This is a genomic window from Streptomyces cyaneochromogenes (assembly GCF_003963535.1).
GTDB classification, from domain to species: Bacteria; Actinomycetota; Actinomycetes; order Streptomycetales; family Streptomycetaceae; genus Streptomyces; species Streptomyces shaanxiensis.
Window position 1 is genome coordinate 2274508 of sequence record NZ_CP034539.1, and the last position, 24879, is coordinate 2299386.

Here is a 24879-nt window from a genome sequence, read left to right on the forward strand (position 1 = left end):
TCGGTGGACCTTCCGGGGTTCTCCCGGCTGATCCACTACTCAGTGTCGCCTAGCGGCCGGTCAGCTGCCTGGCGTTTTCCAGGTGCGCGCTGAGCTGCTTCTGGATGCGCTCGGTCGCCTCGTCCAGCGCCCTGCGGGTGCGCCGCCCGCTGCCGTCGCCCGCCTCGAAGGGATCGCCGTAGACGACGTCGACCCGGTGGCGCAGCGGAGGCAGCCCCTTTATCAACCGTCCCCGCTTCTCGGAACTTCCCAGCACCGCGACCGGGACGATCGGCGCACCGCTGCGCACCGCGAAGTAGGCGAGCCCGGCGCGCAGCGAGGCGAAGTCGCCCTCGCCACGGGTGCCCTCGGGAAATATGCCGAGGACGCCGCCGTTCGACAGGACGTCGAGGGCCTGCGTGATCGCCGTCCGGTCGGCGGAGTGACGGTCCACCTTCAGCTGGCCGATGCCGGTCAGGAAGGGGTCGAGCGGGCCGACGAACGCTTCCTTCTTGATCAGGAAGTGCACGGGGCGCGGCGACACGCCCATCACCATCGGCCCGTCGATGTTGTGGCTGTGGTTGACCGCGAGGATCACCGGCCCGGTCGCGGGCACCTTCCAGGCGCCCAGGACGCGCGGCCGCCACAGCCCGAACATCAGGCCGACGCCGATGCGTCGCCCGACGTCGGCACCCCGCTCGGAGGGAGCTGTCACTTCGCGGTCCGCTTCTCCTCGACGAGCGTGACGACGCACTCGATGACCTGCGTCAGCGTGAGCTCGGTGGTGTCCACCTCGACCGCGTCGTCCGCCTTGGCGAGCGGCGAGGTCTTGCGGCTGGAGTCGGCCGCGTCCCGCTTGATCAGTGCCTCGCGGGTCGCGTTGACGTCGGCGCCCTTCAGCTCACCGCTGCGGCGGGCGGCGCGGGCCTCCGGGGAGGCGGTGAGGAAGATCTTCAGATCGGCGTCGGGCAGCACGGTCGTACCGATGTCGCGCCCCTCGACGACGATGCCCCGCTCGGCGGAGGTGGCCAGCGAGCGCTGCAGCTCGGTGATCCGGGCACGCACCTCGGGCACCGCGCTGACGGCGCTGACCTTGGAGGTGACCTCCTGGGTGCGGATCGGGCCGGACACGTCGGTGCCGTCGACGGTGATCGTCGGACCCGCCGGGTCGGTGCCGGAGATGATCTCGGGCTTGCCGGCCACCGCGGCGATCGCGGTCGGGTCCTCGATGTCGATGCCGCTGGTCACCATCCACCAGGTGATCGCCCGGTACTGGGCGCCGGTGTCGAGGTAGCTCAGCCCGAGCTGCGCGGCGACGGCCTTCGACGTGCTCGACTTGCCCGTGCCGGAGGGGCCGTCGATGGCGACAATCACGGGCTTGGCGGCACCGTTTTCCACGGGAGGACACCTTCCTGGTGCGGTGAGGCGGGGTGTGGGGACGCGAGGGCGCCCCGCACAAGGTTACTGGGTTCACGTCACTCGTCCGGCCGCGCGTGCCCCGCCCGGCGAACGCGGGCCCAGGCAGTTCAGCCCGTCCGGCGTTCGAGGACGAGGCCCTCCTACTGCCGAATCGCCCAGCCCCGCTCCCGCAACGCCGCCGACAACACCGTCGCAGCCTTCGGCTCCACCATCAGCTGCACCAGACCGGCCTGCTGCCCCGTCGCATGCTCGATCCGCACGTCCTCGACGTTGACCCCGGCCCGCCCGGCATCCGCGAAGATCCGCGCCAACTGCCCCGGCTGGTCGTCGATCAGCACGGCGACAACCTCGTAGACCCGCGGAGCGGCCCCGTGCTTGCCGGGCACCCGAACCTGCCCGGCGTTCCCACGCCGCAGCACGTCCTCGATACCGGAGGTCCCCTCCAGCCGCTTCGCCTCGTCGGCGGACTGCAGCGCCCGCAGTGCCCGCACCGTCTCCTCAAGATCCCCGGCGACGTCGGTGAGCAGGTCGGCCACCGGCCCCGGGTTCGCGGAGAGGATGTCGATCCACATCCGGGGATCGGACGCGGCGATCCGGGTCACGTCCCGAATGCCCTGACCGCACAGCCGTACGGCCGCCTCCTCGGCGTTCTCCAGCCGCGCGGCGACCATGCTGGACACCAGGTGCGGCATGTGGGACACCAGCGCGACCGCGCGGTCGTGGGCGTCGGCGTCCATCACCACCGGCACGGCACGGCAGTGCGAGACCAGTTCCAGGGCGAGGTTCAGCACCTCGGTGTCGGTGTCCCGGGTCGGCGTGAGCACCCAGGGCCGGCCCTCGAAGAGGTCACCGGTCGCGGCCAGCGGCCCGGACTTCTCGCGCCCCGACATGGGGTGCGTGCCGATGTAGGACGACAGGTCGAGCCCGAGCGCCTCCAGCGCCCGGCGCGGCCCTCCCTTGACACTGGCCACGTCGAGGTAGCCGCGTGCCACGCCCCGGCGCATGGCGTCGGCGAGCACCTCGGCCACGTGCGCGGGCGGGGAGGCGACGATCGCGAGGTCGACGGGGCCCTCGGGCGCCTCGTCGGTGCCGGCGCCGAGCGCGGCCGCCGTGCGGGCCTGCTCGGGGTCGTGGTCGGCGAGGTGGACGACGACACCGCGACCGGCCAGCGCGAGCGCTGCGGACGTACCGATGAGGCCGGTGCCGATGACGAGTGCGGTTCTCACTGGGCGATGTCCTTGCGCAGGGCGGCCGCGGCGCCGAGGTAGACGTGCGCGATGTCGGCGCGGGGCCGGTCGGACTCGATGTGCGCGAGGACACGGACGACCCGCGGCATGGCGCCCTGGATGTCCAGTTCCTGGGCGCAGATCAGCGGTACGTCGACGATGCCGAGCTTGCGGGCGGCGGCCGCCGGGAAGTCGCTGTGCAGATCGGGCGTGGCCGTGAACCAGATGCTGATCAGGTCGTCCGCGCTCAGCCCGTTCCGCTCCAGGATCGCGGTGAGCAGGGCCCCGACCTGCTCGTCCATGTGGCCGGCCTCGTCCCGCTCCAGTTGGACGGCCCCCCGGACCGCTCGTACCGCCACGGCTGTGCTCCTTGCTGCTGTACGGATCGGCTCTTCGACCAGCCAGCCTAGTCAGCCCGCGCGCGACGGACGCGGGTCGCCCGCCCGCTGAGACACCGGGGACCCGGGTGGTCGGCTTTGAGTCAATGTCACCCGTCCCTCCCGATTTCGCTACCGGACCGCGAACGCCTCCGTACGCCTCTGGACGGCGCGTTGCAGGTCCGCTCTCATGGCAGGAAGCTCGCCTCGGGGGAGGCCTCGTGAAGCGTCCCGGCCCCTTGCTCACCCTTCTCGCGGGACTGTTGGTCGGCGTGTTCCTGCTGTCGCTCAACGTGACGACGGGGGTGAGAAACGCGTCGTCGCCCTCGCCCAAATCGTCGCCCTCGTCCGCGGACACCACGAAGGAGTCGCCCGCGGCGACACCGCCACCGGCGCCCTCTCAGACGACTCCGTCGCCGTCACCGTCGAAGACCCCTGTCCCGAACGCCGGCTACACGGGCCGCACCGACGACGACTCCTCCGCCGTGGCCGTCACCCTGCGCGACGGCAGGGCGATCGCCTACTTCTGCGACGGCCGCGCCAAGGAGTCCTGGCTCAAGGGCGACGTGAACGACGACGGGACCATGCGGCTCACCGGCAAGGACGGCTCCGTCCTGAACGGCACCCTCAAGGAGGGCGTGGGGGTCCCCCCGCTCGAGCGAAGCCGAGAGTGGGGGAGGATCCGCGGCACGGTCGACATCGACGGCGGGCACCACGCCTTCACCGCCGACAGGACGAAGAAGCCCTCGGGCCTGTACCGGGCCACCGCCACCGTGCGTGGTGCCGAGGTCGACGGCGGCTGGATCGTGCTGCCGGACGGCCGGCAGGTCGGCGTCCTCACCCGCGACGACCGCCCCTCGCCCGCCCCGCGGATCAACCCGGAGACCGGCGCGGTGACGGTCGACGGACAGCGACTGACGGCCCGCCCCGCGGCCCCCTGATCCCTTCCCCGACCTCCCCGAACCGTCCTCGATACCCCTCCTCACGGGAGTCGATCATGACCGTCGACCCGAACGCCGTCACCCAGGACTTCCCGTCCCCGCGGCCCGGCCACCGCCGCCCGAGCCCGGCCCGCTACCTGGTCCCTGCCCTGGTCGCCGGCGCCGTCGCGGTGGGCCTCGGGGCGTATGGCAAGGTCCACGACCCGTCGGGGACGGCCTTCAACCTCGCCGGGTTCAACAGCACCGGCGCGGTCAAGTCATGGCTGGCGACGGGGGCGGTCTTCTTCGCGCTGGTCCAGGTGGTCTCCGCGTTCATGGTGTACGGCAAACTCCCCGGGCCTGCCTGGTCGTCCGCGCTGCATCGCCGGTCGGGCCGAGTGGCGTTCCTGCTGGCCGTGCCCGTGGCGGTGCACTGCCTGTACGCGATGGGCTACCAGGCTTACGAAACGCGCGTTTTCCTCCACTCTGTCCTGGGTTGCTTCTTCTTCGGTGTTTTCAGTGCAAAGATGCTGTTGCTCCGGTCGGAGCGACTCCCCGGCTGGCTGCTGCCCCTCGTGGGCGGAGTGGTCTTCGCCGCTCTCACCATCATCTGGCTGACCTCCGCCCTCTGGTTCTTCCGCACTTTCGGAGTGACGACATGAGCATCCGTCCGACGCGGCGCACGATCCTCATCGCGACAGGCGGGGCCGGCGCGGCGGCGCTCGTCGCCGGCTGCGGCGATTCCGGCGACAACGGCGATGCGAGCACCTCGACACCGACCTCGACCACCTCCCCCGGCCAGGGCGGAGAGGAGCTGGCCACCACGGACGACATCCCGGTCGGCGGCGGCACGATCTTCAAGGACCAGGAGGTGGTGGTGACCCAGCCGGAACAGGGCGAGTTCAAGGCCTTCTCCGCCATCTGCACCCACCAGCGGTGCACGGTCTCCACCGTCGCGGACGGCACGATCAACTGCCCCTGCCACGGCAGCAAGTTCAACATCACGGACGGCTCGGTGGCCAACCCTCCGGCGACGAAACCGCTGCCCGAGAAGCAGATCACCGTGGACGGAAATTCGATCCGCCTGGTGTGACCCGCCACGTACGCTCCGGGGCATGCGCCCCGAGCCCCTGACACCGGTCCACGACACACTCGTACGCGACCACACGATCTACGCCTGCGTGATGGGCTCGCGCGCCTTCGGTCTGGCGACGGACGGCAGTGACACCGACCGCCGGGGTGTGTTCCTCGCCCCGACACCGCTCTTCTGGCGTTTCGACAAGCCCCCGACGCACGTCGAAGGCCCCCGGGAGGAGCAGTTCAGCTGGGAGCTGGAGCGCTTCTGCGAGCTGGCCCTGCGCGCCAACCCGAACATCCTGGAGTGCCTGCACTCCCCGCTCGTGGAGCACGTCGACGACACGGGCCGCGAGCTCCTCGCCCTGCGCGAGGCGTTCCTGTCCCGCCGGGCCCATGAGACGTTCACGCGCTACGCGCTTGGCCAGCGCAAGAAGCTGGAGGCCGACGTCCGCGTCCACGGCGCCCCGCGCTGGAAGCACGCGATGCACCTGCTGCGTCTGCTCGCGAGCGCCCGCGACCTGCTGCGCACCGGCCGGCTGACGATCGACGTGGGCGAGCGGCGCGCGTCGCTGCTGGAGGTCAAGCGCGGCGAGGTCCCCTGGCCGGAAGTCGAGTCCCGGATGACCCGCCTGGCGAGCGAGGCCGACGAGGCCCTCGCCCGCAGTCCGCTCCCGGCCGAGCCGGACCGCGGCCGGGTGGAGGACTTCCTGATCCGGACCCGCCGCGCCTCAGCCCTCCAGCCGGGCCCGTACGACGAGGGCGTGCAGGGCGTCGTAGGCACCCGGGGCGTCGGGCAGCGCTGAGGCCGCCTGCGCCTCGTCCAGCACGGCGTGCAGGCGCTCGACGTCGGCCGCCACGCGCGCGTGGTCGACGCCGGCAGTCCCGTGCTCCTGCTCCGCCTTCGCCGCGATCAGCTCCGGCAGGTAGGCCGGGGCGTCGACATGCTCCAGCAGCGTGGGCAGATGCGCCTGCACCTCACCGCCGCGCATGAGGTGGACGCCGGTGAGCAGCACCCGGAAGGTGTAGAGCAGCGGCTTGAGCTCGCCGGTCTTCTCGAACAGCCGCCACTGTGTGGTCGCGCGCTGACATCAGCCGCTCCGCGGCGGGCACGGTAGTGGTGGGCGTGGTGGCTGGTGAGGACACCGGGCGCGAGCTCGGCCAGCTCCCGGTGGGCGTCCGTCGTGTGCACGACCAGCGGCGAGAGCAACTGCTCCAGCACATAGCCGTTGCGGCGCAGCATCAGCCGTACGAACGTGCGCAGGTCGTGCGTGACCAGGTCCATCTCGACGCCGTCCCGCACCCACATCCGCGTCCGCGTCTCGTCCGGCTCGCGCAGACCGACGAGGTCGGCCGCCGGCAGCAGGTGCGCGCCCGAGACGGTCGCGAACAGCACCGGGTCGGGCTGTTCGGCGACGACGGGCGCGAGGTCGATGTCCAGGGCGTCGATCATCCCTCAAGCGTCCCAGAGCGCCCCGAGGGTCAGCAGGTCCCCCCGGTACTCGATCCGGTCCGCCCACTCCGTCGGCCAGGCGTCGGCCCCGAGCCAGGCGCCCGCGAACGCGCCCGTCAGGCACGCGATCGAGTCCGAGTCGCCGGAGGTGCAGGCGGCCCGGCGCAGGGCGGTCAGCGGCTCGTCGACGAACCACAGGAAGCACAACAGGCCGCCGGCCAGGGCCTCTTCGGCGATCCAGCCCGCACCGGTGGCCAGGCACGGGTCGGTCTCGGGCGACGCCGTGCGCACGGCGTCCTGGAGGCGGTCCAGAATCGCCAGGCACTCGTCCCAGCCGCGCGCGATGAAGTGCTCGGCCGTGGGGTCCTGGCTGCGGGTCCACAGGTCGCCGAGCCAGCGCTCGTGGTAGCGGGTGCGGTTCTCGTAGGCGTACGACCGCAGCAGGCCGACCAGCCCGGTCGGCTCGGCGCCCTGCGCGAGCAGTCGTACGGCGTGCGCGGTCAGGTCGGAGGCGGCGAGCGCCGTCGGATGTCCGTGGGTGAGCGCGGACTGCAACTGGGCGGCGCCCGCGCGCTGTTCGTCGCTCAGGCCGGGGACGAGGCCGATCGGCGCGACGCGCATGTTGGCGCCGCAGCCCTTGGAGTCGATCTGGCTGGCGTCCTGCCAGAGCGTGCGCTCGTTCTTCAGCAGATTGCAGGCGACCATGCAGGTCCGGCCCGGCGCGCGGTTGTTCTCCGGGGACTGGTACCAGTCGACGAACTCCTCCCGTACCGGCCGCTCCAGCCGCTTCGGCCCGAGCACGCCCCGGTCCATCGCCGACCGCAGCCCCTTCCCCAGCGCCAGCGTCATCTGCGTGTCGTCGGTGACGATCGCCGGCGTCGGCAGCTGCATCTCGCGCCACGGCCCGCACTTGGCGAGGATCGACGGCACGTCGCTGAACTCGGTCGGAAAGCCGAGCGCGTCCCCGAGGGCGAGGCCGAGCAGGGAGCCGGTGGCGGCGCGCTTGCGCACGGTGGTCATGGTCATGCGGGGCGTCCTTCGGGGGTCGGCCGGAGCAGGGGCGGGTGGAGGGTGGTCGCGGTGCCCGGGCGGTACAGCGCGGCCGGTTTGCCGCGTCCGCCGGTGAGCCGGGCGGCGCCGGGGACCGGCTCGACGAAGCCCGGCGTGGCGAGCACCTTGCGGCGGAAGTTGGGCCGGTCGAGGGCCGTGCCCCACACGACCTCGTAGACGTGCTGCAGCTCGCCGAGCGTGAACTCGGGCGGGCAGAAGGCGGTGGCGAGGCTGGAGTACTCGAGCTTGGCGCCGACCCGGTCATGGGCGTCGGCCAGGATCCGGTCGTGGTCGAAGGCGAGTGGCCCCGCCTTGTCGTACGGCACCCAGCACGCCTGGGCCGCGTCGCTGCCGCCGTGCGGTTCGGGCGGGTGGGGCAGCAACGCGGTGAAGGCGACCGTGACGACCCGCATGCGGGGGTCGCGGTCGGGCTCGCTGTAGGTCCGCAGCTGCTCCAGATGCAGCTCGGAGACGTCCGACAGGCCGGTCTCCTCGGCGAGTTCACGCCGGGCGGCCGTCTCCGCCGACTCGTCCGGCTGCACGAAGCCGCCGGGCAGCGCCCAGTGGCCCTGGTACGGCTCCTGCCCGCGTTCGACGAGCAGGACGTGCAGGACGCCGTCGCGGATGGTGAGGACGGCGAGGTCGGCGGTGACCGCGAAGGGTTCGTGGGCGTACTTGTCGTAGCCCTCGGGCACGGTGGGTCCCGGCATGCCGCTCACCCCTCTTCACGGGCATCTTTATAGTCGGATCGACTATTAGTCACTACGACTATAAAGAGGGCGGCCGGGTTGCACAACCAGCGGACGGCAAACCCGCGTCACCCCGGCAGGAAATCCCGCCGCCCCAGGAACCCCAGCAACCGCACGCCGGGCCCGGCTCCCACCGGCACGGCGACCGGCGCGCCGAACCGCACACCCCGGTCCGCCTCCGCGACCACGCACCGGGCGACGGGCAGCAGCTCGGCCGCGAGCGCGACGGGCAGGGGCCGGGGCCGACCGCAGGCCTGGGCGACGTCCCACCCGTGCACGGCGATCTCCACGGCTCCCAGGGCCGCCATCACCCGCACGTCCAGCGGCCGTTCGCCCACCAGCGCCGACTCCGGCGGCCCGGCCGCCCAGGCGCCGAGCACCGCGCACGCGCGCGTACGGAACCCGCAGGCACGGTCGGAGCGCGGGACCAGCCCGATCCGCCCGCCGGTCAGGCCCTCGTACAGGGCGTCCAGCGAGTCGTCGAGGTGCCCGAGCAACTCCCCCAGGTCCCACTGGGCACAAGGCGTCCCGCGCCCCAGACTCCCGGACCCCACTCCGGCGACACTGCCCAGCGCGTAACCGAGCGAACGCTCCAGAAGCTCCCCCGAGTTCATCGGCCCTCACCCCGCCGGCACCGCGGGCCCCACCCTGCCGCAAAGGCCCTCAGCGGCCCCTCAGGCGCCTCCCACGGCCCTCCGGGGTCCGAGGGGGCCGAGGCCCACGCGCGGCTCTTCAGCGCCGTCACACACGCGCTGACGGCACTCCGGCCCTCGATCGTCCCCATGTCCACTCCCTCCGTCACGGATGAAGACCGGCCGAGGGGCGAAAACGAATCGGCCGGTCCCGGACACATCCCGGAACCGGCCTGCACACACGCGTGGGCTCAGGAACCCGCACGCACGCGTGGGCTTACAGATCGACTTCCTTCATGAGCATCCCGACCTCGGTGTTCGACAGCCGCCGCAGCCAGCCCGACTTCTGGTCGCCGAGGGTGATCGGCCCGAAGGAGGTCCGCACCAGCTTCTCCACGGGGAAGCCGGCCTCCGCCAGCATGCGCCGCACGATGTGCTTGCGGCCCTCGTGCAGGGTGACCTCGACCAGGTAGTTCTTTCCGGTCTGCTCGACGACCCGGAAGTGGTCCGCGCGCGCGTAGCCGTCCTCCAGCTGGATGCCGTCCTTGAGCTTCTTGCCCAGGTCGCGCGGGATCGGGCCGACGATGGCCGCGAGGTAGGTCTTCTTGACGCCGTACTTGGGGTGCGTGAGGCGGTGGGCCAGCTCACCGTGGTTGGTCAGCAGGATGACGCCCTCGGTCTCGGTGTCAAGCCGGCCGACGTGGAAGAGCCGGGTCTCGCGGTTGGTGACGTAGTCGCCGAGGCACTGGCGGCCTTCGGGGTCCTCCATCGTCGAGACGACACCGGCGGGCTTGTTGAGCGAGAAGAACTGGTACGACTGCGTGGCGACCGTCAGCCCGTCGACCTTGATCTCGTCCCTCTCGGGGTCGACGCGCAGGCCCTGCTCCACGACGATCTCGCCGTTGACCTCGACCCGCGCGTCCTCGATCAGCTCCTCGCAGGCGCGCCTGGAGCCGTAGCCCGCGCGCGCGAGCACCTTCTGGAGCCGCTCACCCTCCTGCTCGGCGCCCGGGAAGGTCTTGGGCAGCTTGACGTCCTTCTTGGCCGCGTAGCGCTCGCGGTTGCGCTCCTCGGCGCGCGCGTCGTACTCGCGGGAGGTCGCCGGAGCCGAACGGCCCCGACCGGTGCCGCGCTGCTGGCCCTGCTTGGGCCCGCCCTTGGCGCCGCCGCGCGCGGAGGCGCCGCGCCCGGACTTCGGGCCGTCCTGCGTCGCCCCGGGGCCCACGTCGTAGCGGCGCTCCTCGGGACGGGGCTTGCGGGGGCGGCCCTGACCCTGCCCCTGCTTCTGGTCCCTGCTGTTGCCGGCACCGCGGTAGTTACCGCGCCCGCCGCTCTTGCCGCTACCGCTGCCGCTGCTTCGCATCAAAGTTCCGTCTGGTCGTCTACGTCGTCGGTGCCCCGGGGTGCCGGGGCGCCCGGACCGTCATCGGGAGCGTCCGGGTCGAACGACGGCACCCCTTCCTGGGTCTCGGCCTCGATCGCCTCAGCCTCCGGGAGGAAGGGCGCGAGCTCCGGGAGCTCGTCCAGACCGCGCAGGCCCATCCGCTCCAGGAAGTAGTTCGTCGTCCTGTACAGGATCGCACCTGTTTCGGGTTCCGCGCCCGCCTCCTCGACCAGCCCGCGCTGGAGCAGGGTGCGCATGACACCGTCGCAGTTCACTCCGCGCACGGCCGAGACGCGGCTGCGGCTGACCGGCTGGCGGTAGGCGACGACGGCGAGCGTCTCCAGGGCGGCCTGGGTGAGGCGGGCGGTCTGCCCGTCCAGGACGAGGCGCTCCACGGCCGGGGCGTACTCGGCACGCGTGTAGAAACGCCAGCCGCCCGCGACGAACCGCAGCTCGAAGCCGCGCCCCTGCATGACGTACTCGTCGGCGAGCTCCCGCAGGGCGTCGGCGATCTGCCGTCGCGGCCGCTCCAGGAGCTTCGCGAGGTGCTCCTCGGTCGCGGGCTCGTCCACGACCATGAGCATCGCCTCCAGGGCGGGCTTGAGGTCGAGGTCGGCGACGGTACGCAGCCCGGCCGGAAGTTCGGTGGTCTCCTCACTCACGCCTTCTTCTCCTCCTTCGGCGGCTCGGGCGGCCGGTCGAACTCGTCGGTCACCATGGGCGTCTCGTCCCCGTCCCCGCCGGTCCACCGCACGAGGAGCTCCCCGAGCGCGGTCTCCTGGTCGAGGGCCACGGCCTTCTCGCGGTACAGCTCCAGCAGCGCCAGGAAGCGCGCCACGACGGTGAGGGTGTCGTCGGTGTCCTCGATGAGCGCCCGGAAGCTGGCCTCGCCGAGCTCCCTGAGCCGGGCGACGACGATCCCGGCCTGCTCCTGCACGCTGACCAGCGGCGCATGGATGTGATCGACGTAGACCTGCGGCTTGGGCTTGGGCTGCATCGCCTTGACCGCCAGCTTGGCGAATCCTTCCGCCCCGATGCTGATGACGACCTCGGGCAGCAGCTCCGCGTGGTGCGGTTCGAGCCCGACGGTACGGGGGTGGCGCCGCGCCTCGTCGTCGAGCCGCCGGCTGAAGATGTCGGCGATCTGCTTGTACGCGCGGTACTGGAGCAGCCGCGCGAAGAGCAGGTCCCGCGCCTCCAGCAGCGCGAGGTCGGCCTCGTCCTCCACCTCGGCGGAGGGCAGCAGCCGGGCCGCCTTGAGGTCGAGCAGGGTGGCCGCGACCACGAGGAACTCGGTCGTCTCGTCGAGATCCCAGTCGGCGCCCATCGCCCTGATGTGCGCCATGAACTCGTCGGTCACCTTCGACAACGCGACTTCGGTGACGTCGAGCTTGTGCTTGGAGATCAGCTGGAGGAGGAGGTCGAAGGGGCCCTCGAAGTTCGAGAGGCGGACCTTGAAGACGCCGTCGTCGGGTTCATCGGGTTCACCGGATGCGGCGGGCTCGGGCCCGGGCTCGGCAGCAGCGACTTCCGGGGCCGACTCGGGCACCACGACCGGAGGTTCCGGCTCCGTGTCGACAACCTCGGGTTCCGGCTCGACGACCTGCGGTTCCGCCTCGAGGAGCTGAGGTTTCGGCTCCGGGACGACGACCTCCGGCTCCACGGGATCGGGAGCCGCCACCGGCACCGGCTCGACCGGCGGAGCCACAGGCGCCGCCCCCGGCCCCCGGCCCAGCACACGCCGCCGCCCGCCGGAGGCACCGGCGCCGGATGCGGGAACGTCGTTCGAGGTCATGGCCCCCGCAGGCTACCGCTACCGCCCGCGAAGCCGTCGTACCAGGATGCTGGCGTCTCCCCGGCTCTCCAGATCCGCGAGGACCACGGCCACCGCCTCGCGGACGATCCGCCCGCGGTCCACGGCCAGCCCGTGCTCGCCACGCAGCACCAGACGCGCGTGCTCCAGATCCATGAGCTCCTCGGCGGAGACATACACGGTGATCTTCTCGTCGTGCCGCTCTCGACCACTGGGCCGACGGGAGGCCTGCCGTCCGCGCTTGCGCGGCGCGGCGGAGGCAGCCCCACCGGACGCCGCAGAGCCGCCCGCGGCACTCGCGGACGCCCCGGCAGAACCTTCCTGCGCCCCCTGACGCCGTGCGGAGCGCTCCGCGGCCGCAGCACGGCTGCGCGACTCGCCGGCGTCGACGGACTCGGCGTCGGCGGCGACATGCTCCGCGCCGTCGCCGTCACCACCCTGCGCGGGCACCGACTGCGGCGCGTCCTCCGCCGCGACGGCGTCGGACTCCCCCGCGGGAGCCGGCACCCGGGCCTCGCCGTTGGCCGGGCGCCGGGGAGTGGACGGCTGGAGCGCCATACCCCCTGTCGTGCGGAACAGTTCGTCGGCCCCCGGCAGACTCACTCGGCGTGACACCGGGCGAGCACCTCCCTGGCGAGCTGGCGATAGGCGGCGGCGCCGACGGAGTTGGAGGCGTACGTGGTGATCGGCTCACCGGCGACCGTGGTCTCCGGGAAGCGGACCGTGCGCCCGATGACCGTGTGGTAGACGTGATCGTCGAACGCCTCGACGACACGCGCGAGCACCTCACGGCTGTGCACCGTGCGCGAGTCGTACATCGTGGCGAGGATCCCGTCGAGCTCCAGGTCCGGGTTGAGCCGCTCCTGGACCTTCTCGATGGTCTCCGTCAGCAGCGCCACACCACGCAGGGCGAAGAACTCGCACTCCAGCGGCACGATCACCTTGTGGGCGGCCGTCAGCGCGTTGACCGTGAGCAGGCCGAGCGAGGGCTGACAGTCGATCACGATGAAGTCGTAGTCGGGCAGCAGCGGCTTCAGGGCGCGCTGGAGCGTCGACTCACGCGCGACCTCGCTCACCAACTGGACCTCGGCGGCCGACAGGTCGATGTTGCTCGGGAGCAGGTCCATGTTGGGGACCGCCGTCTTCAGAAGCACCTCGTCGGCCGACATCCCCCGCTCCATGAGCAGGTTGTAGACCGTGAGGTCGAGCTCCATCGGATTGACGCCGAGACCGACCGAGAGCGCGCCCTGGGGGTCGAAGTCGACGAGCAGGACCCGGCGCCCGTACTCCGCGAGCGCGGCACCCAGGTTGATGGTCGACGTGGTCTTGCCGACGCCGCCCTTCTGGTTGCACATCGCGATGATCTTCGCGGGGCCGTGGTCGGTCAGCGGACCCGGGATCGGGAAGTACGGCAGCGGACGCCCGGTCGGGCCGACGCGCTCACGGCGCTGCCGGGCAGCGTCGGGCGCGAGCGTGGCCGCGTACTCGGGGTCGGGCTCGTACTCCGCGTCGGGGTCGTAGAAGTGCCCCTCGGGCAGTTCGTCGTAGTCGGCGAAGTGGTTGTGGGGCGCGCCACTTCCGTCGCCGGCCATGGCGTTCACGTGATGGCCATCCATGCTCATGTTTGCTGGCTGAGTCACCCTTGAGGTCAGGGGACCCTGGTGGGCTGCGAAGGTGCGCACCGCGACGGAGCCGACAGCCTCGAACCCCGCGGGACCCTGGCCCCGTACCGGCATTCCTGGTTGACCACCCCCGGGAGAAAATGTCGACTCATTCACAAGTCGTCTTACCTCCTTGGTGACCAGGAAACTTCTAGACAGGTCAGCGTGGCACCATGCCGACGGTTGGCGACTCTATGGCGTGTCGGCGGTTCGCAGCAACACAATCCGCCGGACCGGGCAGATGTGTCGACAATGAAACATCCCGCTGTCAAGGGCGTACGGCCGTCGCATGGTGGGTTTCACCGGTGTGCGAATCGGGCGAAGGGTTGCGTTCGAGGCGAGTTGACCGAGAGTCGCAAAGTGACCATACACACATCCGGCCGGACCTTTTTGGGCAAGGTCCGGCCGGGTGCGTGCGGTTGACGACTTGTGTTGACGTATCGCCTTTACCAGAAAGTGACTTAACCGATCGGCTCAGCCGAGCAGCGATTCGAGCTCCGCGTGCTCCAGGCCGTGTGCCTCCGCGACGGTCCGGTAAACCACCTTGCCGTCGTGCGTGTTGAGGCCCTTCGCCAGCGCGGGGTCACGGCGCAGCGCCTCCACCCAGCCGTGGTTGGCCAGTTCGAGGATGTACGGCAGCGTGGCGTTGGTCAGCGCGTAGGTGGAGGTGTTGGGCACCGCGCCGGGCATGTTGGCGACGCAGTAGAAGACCGAGTCGTGGACCGGGAAGGTCGGCTCGGCGTGGGTGGTGGGACGCGAGTCCTCGAAGCAGCCGCCCTGGTCGATCGCGATGTCGACAAGGACACTTCCCGGCTTCATCCGCGAGACCAGCTCGTTGGTGACCAGCTTCGGGGCCTTGGCACCCGGGATGAGGACGGCGCCGATGACGAGGTCGGCCTCGAGGCAGGCCTTCTCCAGCTCCAGGGCGTTGGAGACGACGGTCTGGATCTTCGTGCCGAAGACCTTGTCCGCCTCCTTGAGCTTGTTGATGTCCTTGTCGAGCAGGGTCACGTGGAAGCCCATGCCGATGGCGATCTGCGCGGCGTTCCAGCCGGAGACGCCACCGCCGATGACGACGGCCCGGCCGGCCAGCACGCCCGGAACACCGCCGGGCAGCACTCCGCGGCCGCCGTTGGCCCGCATCAGGTGGTAGGCGCCGACCTGCGGGGCGAGGCGGCCGGCGACCTCGGACATGGGGGCGAGCAGCGGCAGGGCCCGGGAGGGCAGCTCGACCGTCTCGTAGGCGATCGCCGTGGTGCCGGACTCGATGAGCGCGTCCGTGCACTCCTTGGAGGCGGCCAGGTGCAGGTAGGTGAAGAGCGTCTGGTCCTTGCGGAGGCGGTGGTACTCCTCGGCGATGGGCTCCTTGACCTTCAGCAGCAGGTCGGCGGTGGCCCACACCTCGTCGGCGGTGTCGAGGATCCGGGCGCCTGCGGCGATGTACTCGGCGTCCGGGATCGACGAGCCGACACCTGCGCCGCGCTCGATGACGACCTGGTGGCCGTGGCGCACCAGCTCGTGCACACCGGCGGGGGTGATGGCCACCCGGAACTCGTTGTTCTTGACCTCGCGGGGGATGCCGACCTTCACGTCGATCACGGTCCTTGGCTCAGAGGGTGTGGGGGCATTGCAAGACATACCCGTGCATGCATGGGCACACCGGGAGACACCGCAGGAGAAGGTGCGGCAGAGCCAGTCTAATGAAGGTGTTCCCGCTGTCTAGCCTTTCATTGCATCAATCTTCAGCAGATGTACTGCGGATTTCGCAGGCGTTAGGGCCGTGTTCCGGCTCGAAACTGTCTTGCTGGGGCTCTGCCGGGTCCACATCGGCCTCCTCGGGCTCCTCCCCCAGGATCCGCCGGGCCGCGCCCCGGTGCAGCTGCGCCGCCGCCGAATCGCCCAGGTGGTCGAGGGTGTCGGCGAGCCGCAGATACAGGGCGCCCTGCAACCGCGGGTCCTCGGCGCGCCGCGCCCACTCCACCGCCTCCTGGCAGGTCCGCAGCGACTCCTCGGGCCGTCCCGCGTACTCCTGGACCCGCGCCAGCTCGCTCAACGCCCGGGCCTGCCCGGCGACATCGCCGTTCTTGCGGTGTCCGGCGACGGCGGCCCGCCAGTTCCGCAGGGCCTCGCCGTACCGGCCCGCGTAGGTGTGGGCCTCGGCGATACGGCCGTACAGCCGGGCGGCGTCGACACGCTCGCCCCGGGCCAGCCGCTGGGCCAGCGCCCGGCCGAACCAGTCGGCGGCCCGGTCGTAGTCCCGCAGGTCCAGGTGGGCCCCGCCTACGGATTCCATCGCGCGGCCGGCCGCATACGGGTCGTTCGCCTGCCGTGCGGCGTCCAGCGCAGCCCGATAGCGCGCCAGCGCCTCCTGTCCGCGCCCCGTCCGGGCGTCGACGTCGCCGAGGTTCAGCAGGGCCGCGGCCATCTCGCGGGGCAGGTTCTGCCGCTCGGCCACATCGAGGACCAGGCTGTGCACGGCGTACAGGTCGTCGGCGGCCGCCTGTGTGCCGACGTGCACGACCAGCGCCCTGACCAGCTGGGACATCAGGCGCCGGGCCAGGGTGTCCAGCTCTCCGTCGGCGACCGCGGCCCGAACCGAGGCCAGCAGGGCGGGCCTGCGGATGGCCAGCCAGTCGGCGGCCGCCCGGGGGCTGGGGAAGCGCAGGGCCTGGGGCATGGCGAGGAGCTTGTGGCGGGTCTCGGGGCTGTCGGTCTCCGTGATCGCCCGGCAGGACTGCAGCAGCCGCACGGTCCGCTCCAGCATCCGGGCTCGGGCGAGCTGCAGCTCGGCGGGGCGGTCCTGGGTCTCGGTGAGGGTCCTGAGGTACGGGTGCAGACAGCCCGGGATCTCGTACTGGGGCAGCGGCGAGTCGACGGAGTGCAGCAGGCCGAGGGCGGTGAGGTCGTCCAGGGTGGTGCGGGCGCCGTCGACCGAGCTGCCGGCCAGGGCGGAGGCGGTGTGCGGGTCGACGATGCCGCCGGGGGCAAGGGTCAGCAGGCGCAGTATGCGGGCGGCCGGGGTCGGCAGGGACGCGTAGGCGAGGCGGAAGACCCGGCCGAGCGGCGCCCCCTCCTCGCCCTCGGCGCGCAGCTGCTTGGCGAGGTCGGCGACGGCCGCCTTGGGGCGGGCGGCGAGCCAGCCGCCGGCCAGCATCAGGGCGGCCGGCTGCCCCTGGCACACCTCGACGAGGCCCTCGGCGGCTCGCGGGTCGACGGTGATGCGGACCGAGCCGGCGTACCGGGACAGCAGCTCCACCGCCGACTTGGTGTCCAGGCCGCCGAGGGTGCAGGGCCGTACGTCCGAGATCCCGGTCAGCGGGCCGTCGGAGACGGCGACGGCCAGGCACTCCGGGGAGTCCGGCAGCAGGGCGTCGACCTGCTCGGCCTCGGCCGCGTCGTCCAGCAGGAGCAGGACCCGGCGCTCCGCGAGGGCCTCGCGCAGGGCCGCCGTGAGGTCGTCCTCGGCGGCGCCGGGCGGGATCGGCCGGTCCAGGGCGGTGAGCAGGGCGCGGGCGGCGCGCCCGACGGGGACAGGGGTGCCGTCGGGCTCGCTCAGGCGGGTGCGCAGGACGCCGTCGGCGTAACGGTCCGCCACCTGCCGTGCGAGTTCCTCGGCGAGCGCGGTGCGGCCGCAGCCGGGACGGCCCGCGATGAGCAGTACGCGCGCGCGTGGCGCCTTGCGACCGGAGAGGGTGTCCAGGCCCGCGCGCTCGATGTCGGCGCGGAGCTCCTTCAACTCGCGGGTGCGGCCCAGGAATTGGTTCTCACCGGACGCGTGTGCCGACACCCGCACGCCGCCTGTGTCCACCACCTGATCCGTCACGGGCCACGCTCCCGTCCCACCACACGCGCAAGCCCGCCGGGACTCCGGTTCGGGCGTATTCAGAGCCTAGTTCACGCTCTGCTACGTTCCGTGCGGAGCACGGCGGGCAGGGAGAGGACGTCCCCCGATCGGATCAGCCGATCTTCACACTGAAGGGTGTGCTCAGGATTCGAAGGGACGGGCCGGCCACGGCGCCTCCGCCGGGCGCAGCGCGTCGAGTCCGTCGCCGGTGCGCGCGGCGACCAGCGACAGCACGCCCACCACGAGGCAGTTGTTGTGCAACTCGCCCGCGAGCACGCCCCGGACGAGTTCGTCGACCGGCACGCGCGCGTGCTCCATGTCGGCCTCCTCGTCCTCCACCTCGAAGCGGTCGCCGTCCGCCTCGGACAGACCACGGGCGAGGAAGATCCGCACGGCCTCGTCGCAACCGCCGGGAGTCGTGTAGACGTCCGTCAGCACCCGCCAGTCCTCGGCCTTGACGTGCGCCTCCTCGTAGAGCTCGCGCTGGGCGGCGTGCAGCGGGTTCTCGCCGGGGATGTCGAGCAGGCCGGCCGGGATCTCCCACAGCTTCTGGCGCACCGGGTGGCGGTACTGCTTGATGAGCAGGACGCGGTCCTCCTCGTCGAGGGCGAGGACGGCCACCGAGCCGGGGTGGACCTGGTAGTCGCGTCGCACCACCGAGCCGCCGGGCATGACCACGTCGTCCGTGCGGACCGAGGTCTTGTTGCCCACGAAGGGGGTGTCCGTCGCCCGGACCTCCCACTCCTGCGGGGTGTCCTTGATCGTCATGCCCTGCCCTTCCACGTGCGCAAAGAAAAACCGGGGTGCCCACCTTTGAAGGTTTGCACCCCGGCCACCGTACAACTCTCGTGTTACTTCGAATCCTTGCCGACGCCCTCGCCCTGCTGGCGCTGGACGGCTGCCTTCACCAGCCCGGCGAACAGCGGGTGCGGGCGCGTCGGACGCGAGCGCAGCTCCGGGTGGGCCTGCGTGGCCACCAGGTAAGGGTGGACCTCGCGCGGGTACTCCACGTACTCCACCAGCTTGCCGTCGGGCGACGTGCCGGAGAACAGGATGCCCGCCTTCTTCTCCAGCTCCGCCCGGTAGGCGTTGTTCACCTCGTAGCGGTGACGGTGCCGCTCCTCGACGTACTCCTTGCCGTCGTACACCTCGCGCACGATCGAGCCCTCGGCCAGCTTCGCCGGGTACATGCCCAGGCGCATCGTTCCGCCCATGTCGCCCTCACCGGCGACGATGTCCAGCTGCTCGGCCATGGTGGAGATGACCGGGTGGCCGGTCGCCGGGTCGAACTCGGTGGAGTTGGCGTCGGAGATGTCGGCGAGGTTGCGGGCCGCCTCGATCACGATGCACTGCAGGCCCAGGCACAGGCCCAGCAGCGGGATCCGGTTCTCCCGGGCGTACTTGATCGCGCCGACCTTGCCGAGCACACCGCGGTCGCCGAAGCCGCCCGGGATGCAGATGCCGTCGACGTCGGCGAGCTGCTGCTTGGCGCCGGCCGGGGTCTTGCAGTCGTCGGAGGTGACCCACTTGATCTTCACGCGGGCCTTGTTGGCGAAGCCGCCCGCGCGCAGCGCCTCGGTGACCGAGAGATAGGCGTCGGGCAGGTCGATGTACTTGCCGACCAGCGCGAGGGTGATCTCGTGGTCGGGGTTGTGGACGCGGTCGAGCAGATCGTCCCAGGTCGTCCAGTCCACGTCGCGGAACGGCAGGTCCAGCTTTCGGACGACATAGGCGTCCAGGCCCTCGCCGTGCACGGTCTTCGGAATGTCGTAGATCGAGCGGGCGTCGGGGCAGGCGACCACGGCCGCCTCGTCGACGTCGCACATCAGGGAGATCTTCCGCTTGATCGCGGTCGGCACCTCACGGTCGCAGCGCAGCACGATCGCATCTGGCTGGATACCGATGTTGCGCAGAGCCGCAACCGAGTGCTGGGTCGGCTTCGTCTTCAGCTCTCCCGAGGGGCCGATGTACGGCAGGAGCGAGATGTGGACGACGAAGACGTTGTCACGGCCGACCTCGTGACGGACCTGGCGGACGGTCTCCAGGAACGGCAGCGACTCGATGTCGCCGACCGTGCCGCCGACCTCCGTGATCACGACGTCGACCTCGTCCGTCGCCATGCGACGGATGCGGTGCTTGATCTCGTTGGTGATGTGCGGGATGACCTGCACGGTGTCGCCGAGGTACTCGCCGCGCCGCTCCTTGGCGATCACGGTGTTGTACACCTGACCGGTGGTGACGTTCGCGGAGCCGTCCAGGTCGCGGTCGAGGAAGCGCTCGTAGTGGCCGATGTCCAGGTCGGTCTCGGCGCCGTCGTTGGTGACGAACACCTCGCCGTGCTGGAAGGGGTTCATCGTGCCAGGGTCGACATTGAGGTACGGGTCCAGCTTCTGCATGACCACGCGCAGGCCCCGCGCCTTGAGGAGCATGCCGAGACTGGAGGCCGTCAGGCCCTTGCCGAGCGAGGAGGCGACACCCCCGGTGACGAAGATGTGCTTGGTCGTCGTGGATTTGGGCGTCATGGCCAAAGGGGGGCTCCCGTGGTCGCGGTCTGGGGTGCGTTACGGCTGCCTGGCCGGAGAGTTTTCCGGGGTCGCCGTCGCTGCGGTTCCGGGGTTTCTCGCCCACCGGTCCACGGGCTACCAGGGTATCAGCGACAGAGACCGATGGCTTCCGGCCACGCTCCGCACACGAGTCGCCACGAACCTGCACAGGTGTCTTGGTTTCTCACCCGTTGCTCACCCGTTCGGCAGACCCGGGTTGCCCGGACCGGCACGCAGATCATCTACGTGCGTCGTATCCTGCTCGGACATTCGCTGCCGAGCCCGTCCGGCAAACACGGCACCACCCCCGCCCGTCACACCCGGAACAACGAGAGCTCGTCAGTTCGTTGAGCAGAGATTGTCGAGAAGAGACTGTCGTTTTGCCTCACGGCGGAAACGACTGCTTTGCTTCACCGCTCAACGACGCTTAACAACCACCCCTTGACCGCACTAAGCGAGAGCCTCCTTGCCAGAAGGGGGCGACGTGGCCGTTCGACTGGAGTTGCACGTGGCCGGGCGCATCGAAGACTACGCACTCATCGGAGACATGCAGACCGCTGCCCTGGTCTGCCGGGACGGCACAGTGGACTGGCTGTGCCTGCCCCGCTTCGACTCGCATGCCATCTTCGCCGGCCTGCTGGGCACCGAGGAGCACGGCTTCTGGCGACTCGGCCCCGCCCACGCCTCCGACTCCCCGCCGCCCACCGCGGCCCGGCGCAGCTACCGCGGCGACTCCCTGATCCTGGAGTCCGAGTGGGACACGCCGCGCGGCACGGTCCGGGTGATCGACTTCATGCCGCCGCGTGACGGCGCGCCCCAGCTGATCCGGATCGTGGAGGGCGTGTCGGGCCGGGTGCCGATGCGCTCGGCCCTCAGGATGCGTTTCTCGTACGGCCGTGTCGTGCCGTGGGTGCACAAGCACGAGGGCCGTACGGTCGCCGTCGCGGGCCCGGACTCGGTGTGGTTCGACACGGAGGCCGAGACCTACGGCAAGTCGCTGACGACGTACTCGGACTTCACGGTCGCCCCGGGTGAGCGGATCGCGTTCACGATCTCCTGGGAGCCCTCGCACAAGCAGCCGCCGGCGCTGCCCGAGCCGGAGCAGTCGCTGGAGGCGACGGAGGAGTTCTGGCGCGAGTGGGTCGAGCACTGTACGTACCACGGCCCCTACCGCGAGGCGGTCGTCCGCTCGCTGATCACGCTGAAGGCGCTGACGTACGCCCCGACCGGCGGCATCGTCGCGGCGCCCACCACCTCGCTGCCGGAGGACATCGGCGGCGTCCGCAACTGGGACTACCGCTACACCTGGCTGCGCGACGCGGCCATCACCCTGTCCTCGCTCCTGCGCACCGGCTACCGCGAGGAGGCCCGCGCCTGGCGCGAGTGGCTGCTGCGGGCCGTCGCGGGTGACCCCGAGAACCTGCAGATCATGTACGGCATCGCCGGCGAGCGCGAGCTGGGCGAGGCCGAGCTGGACTGGCTGCCCGGCTACGAGGCGTCCGCGCCGGTCCGGGTCGGCAACGGCGCCGCGCACCAGCTCCAGCTGGACGTGTACGGCGAGGTCACCGAGGCCCTGCACCTGGCCCACATGACGGGCCTGGCCCGCAACGACTACGCCTCGCTGCTCCAGCTCAAGCTGATCCGCTACCTGGAGGACCACTGGGACGAGCCGGACGAGGGCATCTGGGAGGTGCGCGGCCCGCGCCGCCACTTCGTGCACTCCAAGGTGATGGCCTGGGTCGCCGTGGACCGGACGATCAAGCTCATCGAGTCCGGCGACGCGGACGGCCCGCTGGAGCGCTGGCGCGAGCTGCGCGACGACATCCACCGGGACGTGTGCGAGAAGGGCTACGACAAGGAGCGCAACACCTTCACGCAGTCGTACGGCTCCAAGGAGCTGGACGCCTCGCTGCTGCTGATCCCGCAGATGGGCTTCCTGCCGCCGGACGACAAGCGCGTCATCGGCACCATCGAGGCGATCCAGCGCGAGCTGTCCACCTCGGACGGCTTCATCCTGCGCTACCCGACGCAGGGCGACGACGAGGGCGTGGACGGCCTCCCCGGCGACGAGGGCGCCTTCCTGGCCTGCTCGTTCTGGATGGCCGACGACCTGGCGATGATCGGCCGCGTCGACGAGGCCCGCAAGCTGTTCGAGAAGCTGCTGTCACTGCGCAACGACCTCGGTCTGCTGGCCGAGGAATGGGACCCGCACCTGCAGCGCCAGGTCGGCAACTTCCCGCAGGCCTTCAGCCACGTTCCGCTGATCGACACCGCCCTGCGGCTGACGGCATCCGGGGCGTACGGCGGCTGACAGGGCCTGGCCGCAAGGCCCGCCGCGGCGCTCGACAGGACGGACGTGACGCGCCCGCCTAGCCTGGAAACAAGCGATTGCCCCTTGTCCTGCCGTTTTTCGGAAGGGGGCGGCCATGGCTTCCCGGTCGAAGGCGGGCGCAGCGCTCGACGCGCTGCGTGAGGGTCTCTCCGGTGATGTGTTCGCACCGGGGGACTTCGGTTACGACGACGCCCGGGGTGTCTTCAACACCATGATCGACCGGCGGCCCGCGGTGATCGCGCAGTGTGTGGACGAGGACGACGTCGTGCGGGCCGTGCGGTTCGGCCGGGAGCTGGACCTCAACATCGCGGTGCGCGGCGGCGGGCACAGCGTCGCCGGCATGGCGCTGAACGACAACGGTCTGGTCGTCGACCTGCGCCACATGCGTGCCGTCACCGTCCACCCCGCGGCCGAGGCGGTACGGATCGCGGGCGGCGCCACGATGAGCGATCTGGACCACGCCACCCAGCCGTACGGCCTCGCCACGACCGGCGGCCGGGCCTCGACCACCGGCGTCGGCGGCTTCGTCCTCGGCGGGGGCACCGGCTGGCTGGACCGCTGCTGCGGGCTCGCCGTCGACAATCTGCTCGGCGTGGAGCTGGTCACCGCCGACGGCAACCGGGTGCACGCCAACGCCGACGAGAACCCGGACCTGTTCTGGGCCCTGCACGGAGGCGGCGGCAATTTCGGCATCGCCACCGCGATCACGCTGAAGCTGCACGAACTGCCCGACTTCGCCATCGCGATGGTGCTGTACCGGCCCGAGTTCGGGCCCGACGCAGTCCGCACGTTCCGCGACGTGATCGAGTCCGGCCCCGACGAGGTGGGCGGCGGCAGCATCTACTTCACCGGCCCGCCCGAGGAGTTCGTACCGCCGCCGCTGATCGGCACTCTGGTCTGCGGTGTGCTGCTCACCTACGCCGGTACCGAGCAGGACATGCGCAAGTACGCCGAGCCGCTGCTGGCGCTGCCGCACGAGGCGGAGATCGTGGGCGCGATGCCGTACACCGACGTGCAGTGCATGATCGACGATCCGCCCGGCATGCGGCACTACTGGTCGGCGGAGTACCTGACGGGCGCGCCGGACGACTTCGTGGACGTCTACGGTGCCGAGGCGCGGTCCATGCCCGTACCGACCGGCACCCAGCACGTCCTCCTCCCGCAGGGCGGCGCGATCGCGGCCGGCCCGCACGAGTACCCGGTGCCCTACCGGGACGCGCCCTGGGCGATCCATCCCTACGGCATGTGGGAGGACCCGGCGGACGACGAGCGGTGTGTCCAGTGGGTACGTGACGTCCGGGCCGGCGTCCGGCCGTGGAGCACCGGTGCGGTGTACCTGAACTTCATCGGCGCGGAGGGCCAGGAGCGCGTGATCGCCGGCCTGGGCGCCGACAACTACCGACGTCTCGCGTCACTGAAGCGGCAGTGGGACCCGGACAACGTCTTCCGCTTCAACCACAACATCACGCCGGCCTGAGCGCCGTCAGCGTCCGCTCCCCGCCGGGATCGCCCGCCGTCGCCGGCACGAGGGCGATCTCGTCGAGTCCGGCTTCGGCGTACTCCTCGGCACGCGCGCGTACGGCGTCCAAGTCGCCGACCAGGCCGACCGTGCCCGCCGCCGCGGCGGGCAGCGCCCGCACCAGTGTGCCGGGGTCCGCGCCGGTACGGGCCAGCTCGACCGCCTCTCCGAATCCGGCCGCCTCGAACATGTCGCTGTACCCGGGCACGGTCAGATACCCGGCGATGCTCCGCAGGACCTGCGCGAGGGAGTGCGGGTCCGGATCGACGGCGACCGGCAGCCAGGAGGCCAGGGTCGGCGGCGACGTACGGCCCGCACGCGCGGCGGCCGCCTCGAGCTTGGCCCGCAGCAGGCGCACCTGGTCCGGCGAGACGATGTCGAGCAGCATCCGGTCGGCGTGCGCGGCGGCCGTGGCGATCGCGCGGTCGCCGAAGGCCGCCACGGTGAGCGGGCCGCCGGGCGGCGGTAGACGGCGCGGGAAGACGCTGCCGGGGGCCGCCGGCTCGCCGGGCTTGCCGTGCAGGAAGCCGCGTACGGCCGCTGCCGAGGCCTCCATCGCCGCCGCGGGCCGTACGCGCGGCACCCCGTGCACGCCCTCGACCACCCGCTTGCTGGACGTCCCCAGCGCCACCCCGACCGGGCGTCCGACGACGGCGGCGACCGAGGCGGCACCCCGCGCGATGCCGAACGCGTCCCGCACCGACACCGCCACCGGACCGGCCGTCAGCGCGACCCGCTCGGTGGCCCGCCCGATCGCCGTGGCGAGGACGAAGGAGTCCCAGGTGGGCCCCTCCCCCGCCCACACCTCGCGGTACCCGAGCCGGTCGGCGACCGCTGCCACCCGCAGCGGCTCCTCGACCGGACTGTCGTCCTCCCGTGCCACGGCGACCACGCTGAAGTCCAT

At 71.4% G+C, this 24879-nt stretch carries 23 protein-coding genes and 1 pseudogene; 6 read left to right on the forward strand and 18 right to left on the reverse strand.

Annotation, left to right across the window (positions count from 1 at the left end; translation table 11 throughout):
* Positions 1-49 precede the first annotated feature (49 nt).
* The 4 genes from EJ357_RS10035 to aroH form a co-directional block, all read right to left on the reverse strand.
* Positions 50-733 carry a lysophospholipid acyltransferase family protein gene (locus EJ357_RS10035; RefSeq protein ID WP_126390719.1) on the reverse strand — a complete coding sequence of 228 codons (684 nt, stop codon included), beginning with the start codon at positions 731-733 and terminating at the stop codon, positions 50-52.
* Positions 691-1377: a (d)CMP kinase gene (gene cmk / locus EJ357_RS10040; RefSeq protein ID WP_126390721.1), complete on the reverse strand. Its 687-nt coding sequence runs from the start codon at positions 1375-1377 to the stop codon at positions 691-693. Before cmk ends, EJ357_RS10035 begins: the two co-directional genes overlap by 43 nt.
* Before the next feature lie 161 nt (positions 1378-1538).
* The gene (locus tag EJ357_RS10045) at positions 1539-2624 is read right to left on the reverse strand and encodes a prephenate dehydrogenase (protein WP_126390723.1); all 1086 of its coding nucleotides are present in this window, start codon (positions 2622-2624) and stop codon (positions 1539-1541) included.
* On the reverse strand, positions 2621-2983 hold the full coding sequence (gene aroH, locus EJ357_RS10050) for a chorismate mutase (protein ID WP_126390725.1): 363 nt from the start codon (positions 2981-2983) through the stop codon (positions 2621-2623). Before aroH ends, EJ357_RS10045 begins: the two co-directional genes overlap by 4 nt.
* 239 nt (positions 2984-3222) lie before the next feature.
* Here aroH and EJ357_RS10055 point away from each other — a divergent pair, with 239 nt between their 5' ends.
* The 4 genes from EJ357_RS10055 to EJ357_RS10070 are packed head-to-tail and all read left to right on the forward strand — an operon-like array spanning position 3223 to position 5801.
* On the forward strand, positions 3223-3942 hold the full coding sequence (locus EJ357_RS10055) for a hypothetical protein (protein WP_126390727.1): 720 nt from the start codon (positions 3223-3225) through the stop codon (positions 3940-3942).
* A gap of 56 nt (positions 3943-3998) precedes the next feature.
* Positions 3999-4583, forward strand: a complete 585-nt coding sequence (locus EJ357_RS10060; RefSeq protein ID WP_126390728.1) for a DUF6529 family protein — start codon at positions 3999-4001, stop codon at positions 4581-4583.
* Entirely contained in the window at positions 4580-5014 is a 435-nt protein-coding gene (locus EJ357_RS10065) for a Rieske (2Fe-2S) protein (protein ID WP_126390730.1), read from the forward strand. Before EJ357_RS10060 ends, EJ357_RS10065 begins: the two co-directional genes overlap by 4 nt.
* 22 nt (positions 5015-5036) lie before the next feature.
* Positions 5037-5801: a nucleotidyltransferase domain-containing protein gene (locus EJ357_RS10070; protein WP_126390732.1), complete on the forward strand. Its 765-nt coding sequence runs from the start codon at positions 5037-5039 to the stop codon at positions 5799-5801.
* Here the strand turns inward: EJ357_RS10070 and EJ357_RS10075 are convergent.
* From EJ357_RS10075 to EJ357_RS10135, 13 genes and pseudogenes are all read right to left on the reverse strand, one after another.
* Positions 5727-6448 (reverse strand): annotated as a pseudogene (locus EJ357_RS10075) (nucleotidyltransferase domain-containing protein). The gene EJ357_RS10070 and the pseudogene EJ357_RS10075 sit on opposite strands and share 75 nt — an antisense overlap.
* 3 nt (positions 6449-6451) lie before the next feature.
* Positions 6452-7474, reverse strand: coding sequence for an ADP-ribosylglycohydrolase family protein (locus tag EJ357_RS10080; protein WP_126390734.1), 1023 nt, complete (start codon positions 7472-7474; stop codon positions 6452-6454).
* On the reverse strand, positions 7471-8208 hold the full coding sequence (locus EJ357_RS10085) for an NUDIX hydrolase (RefSeq protein WP_126390736.1): 738 nt from the start codon (positions 8206-8208) through the stop codon (positions 7471-7473). The genes EJ357_RS10080 and EJ357_RS10085 overlap by 4 nt, the downstream gene beginning before the upstream one ends.
* Positions 8209-8315: 107 nt before the next feature.
* On the reverse strand, positions 8316-8861 hold the full coding sequence (locus EJ357_RS10090; RefSeq protein ID WP_126390738.1) for a TIGR03086 family metal-binding protein: 546 nt from the start codon (positions 8859-8861) through the stop codon (positions 8316-8318).
* A gap of 295 nt (positions 8862-9156) precedes the next feature.
* A complete protein-coding gene (locus EJ357_RS10095) occupies positions 9157-10242 on the reverse strand; it encodes a pseudouridine synthase (protein WP_126390740.1) in 1086 nt (361 codons plus the stop codon).
* A complete protein-coding gene (gene scpB / locus EJ357_RS10100; RefSeq protein ID WP_126390742.1) occupies positions 10242-10925 on the reverse strand; it encodes an SMC-Scp complex subunit ScpB in 684 nt (227 codons plus the stop codon). Before scpB ends, EJ357_RS10095 begins: the two co-directional genes overlap by 1 nt.
* A complete protein-coding gene (locus EJ357_RS10105; RefSeq protein ID WP_126390744.1) occupies positions 10922-12058 on the reverse strand; it encodes a segregation and condensation protein A in 1137 nt (378 codons plus the stop codon). The genes scpB and EJ357_RS10105 overlap by 4 nt, the downstream gene beginning before the upstream one ends.
* 18 nt (positions 12059-12076) lie before the next feature.
* Positions 12077-12691: a hypothetical protein gene (locus EJ357_RS10110; protein ID WP_126390746.1), complete on the reverse strand. Its 615-nt coding sequence runs from the start codon at positions 12689-12691 to the stop codon at positions 12077-12079.
* Positions 12676-13812, reverse strand: coding sequence for a ParA family protein (locus EJ357_RS10115; protein WP_175647350.1), 1137 nt, complete (start codon positions 13810-13812; stop codon positions 12676-12678). Before EJ357_RS10115 ends, EJ357_RS10110 begins: the two co-directional genes overlap by 16 nt.
* Positions 13813-14211: 399 nt before the next feature.
* The gene (ald, locus tag EJ357_RS10120) at positions 14212-15336 is read right to left on the reverse strand and encodes an alanine dehydrogenase (protein WP_175647351.1); all 1125 of its coding nucleotides are present in this window, start codon (positions 15334-15336) and stop codon (positions 14212-14214) included.
* A 136-nt stretch (positions 15337-15472) separates the two neighbouring features.
* Positions 15473-17560 (reverse strand): tetratricopeptide repeat protein, encoded by a 2088-nt coding sequence (locus tag EJ357_RS10125; RefSeq protein WP_126390750.1) that lies wholly within the window; start codon positions 17558-17560, stop codon positions 15473-15475.
* 162 nt (positions 17561-17722) lie between these two features.
* Positions 17723-18349 carry an NUDIX domain-containing protein gene (locus EJ357_RS10130; protein ID WP_126390752.1) on the reverse strand — a complete coding sequence of 209 codons (627 nt, stop codon included), beginning with the start codon at positions 18347-18349 and terminating at the stop codon, positions 17723-17725.
* Between the two features lie 83 nt (positions 18350-18432).
* Positions 18433-20103 (reverse strand): CTP synthase, encoded by a 1671-nt coding sequence (locus EJ357_RS10135; protein ID WP_126390754.1) that lies wholly within the window; start codon positions 20101-20103, stop codon positions 18433-18435.
* A gap of 529 nt (positions 20104-20632) precedes the next feature.
* On the opposite strand from EJ357_RS10135, the gene EJ357_RS10140 reads away from it, so the two are divergent.
* On the forward strand, positions 20633-22435 hold the full coding sequence (locus EJ357_RS10140; RefSeq protein WP_126399336.1) for a glycoside hydrolase family 15 protein: 1803 nt from the start codon (positions 20633-20635) through the stop codon (positions 22433-22435).
* Between the two features lie 115 nt (positions 22436-22550).
* The gene (locus tag EJ357_RS10145; RefSeq protein ID WP_126390756.1) at positions 22551-23933 is read left to right on the forward strand and encodes an FAD-binding oxidoreductase; all 1383 of its coding nucleotides are present in this window, start codon (positions 22551-22553) and stop codon (positions 23931-23933) included.
* On the opposite strand, the gene EJ357_RS10150 is transcribed toward EJ357_RS10145, so the two are convergent.
* Complete coding sequence (locus EJ357_RS10150; protein ID WP_126390758.1) at positions 23920-24879, reverse strand: LLM class F420-dependent oxidoreductase; 960 nt, start codon at positions 24877-24879, stop codon at positions 23920-23922. The two genes, EJ357_RS10145 and EJ357_RS10150, sit on opposite strands and share 14 nt — an antisense overlap.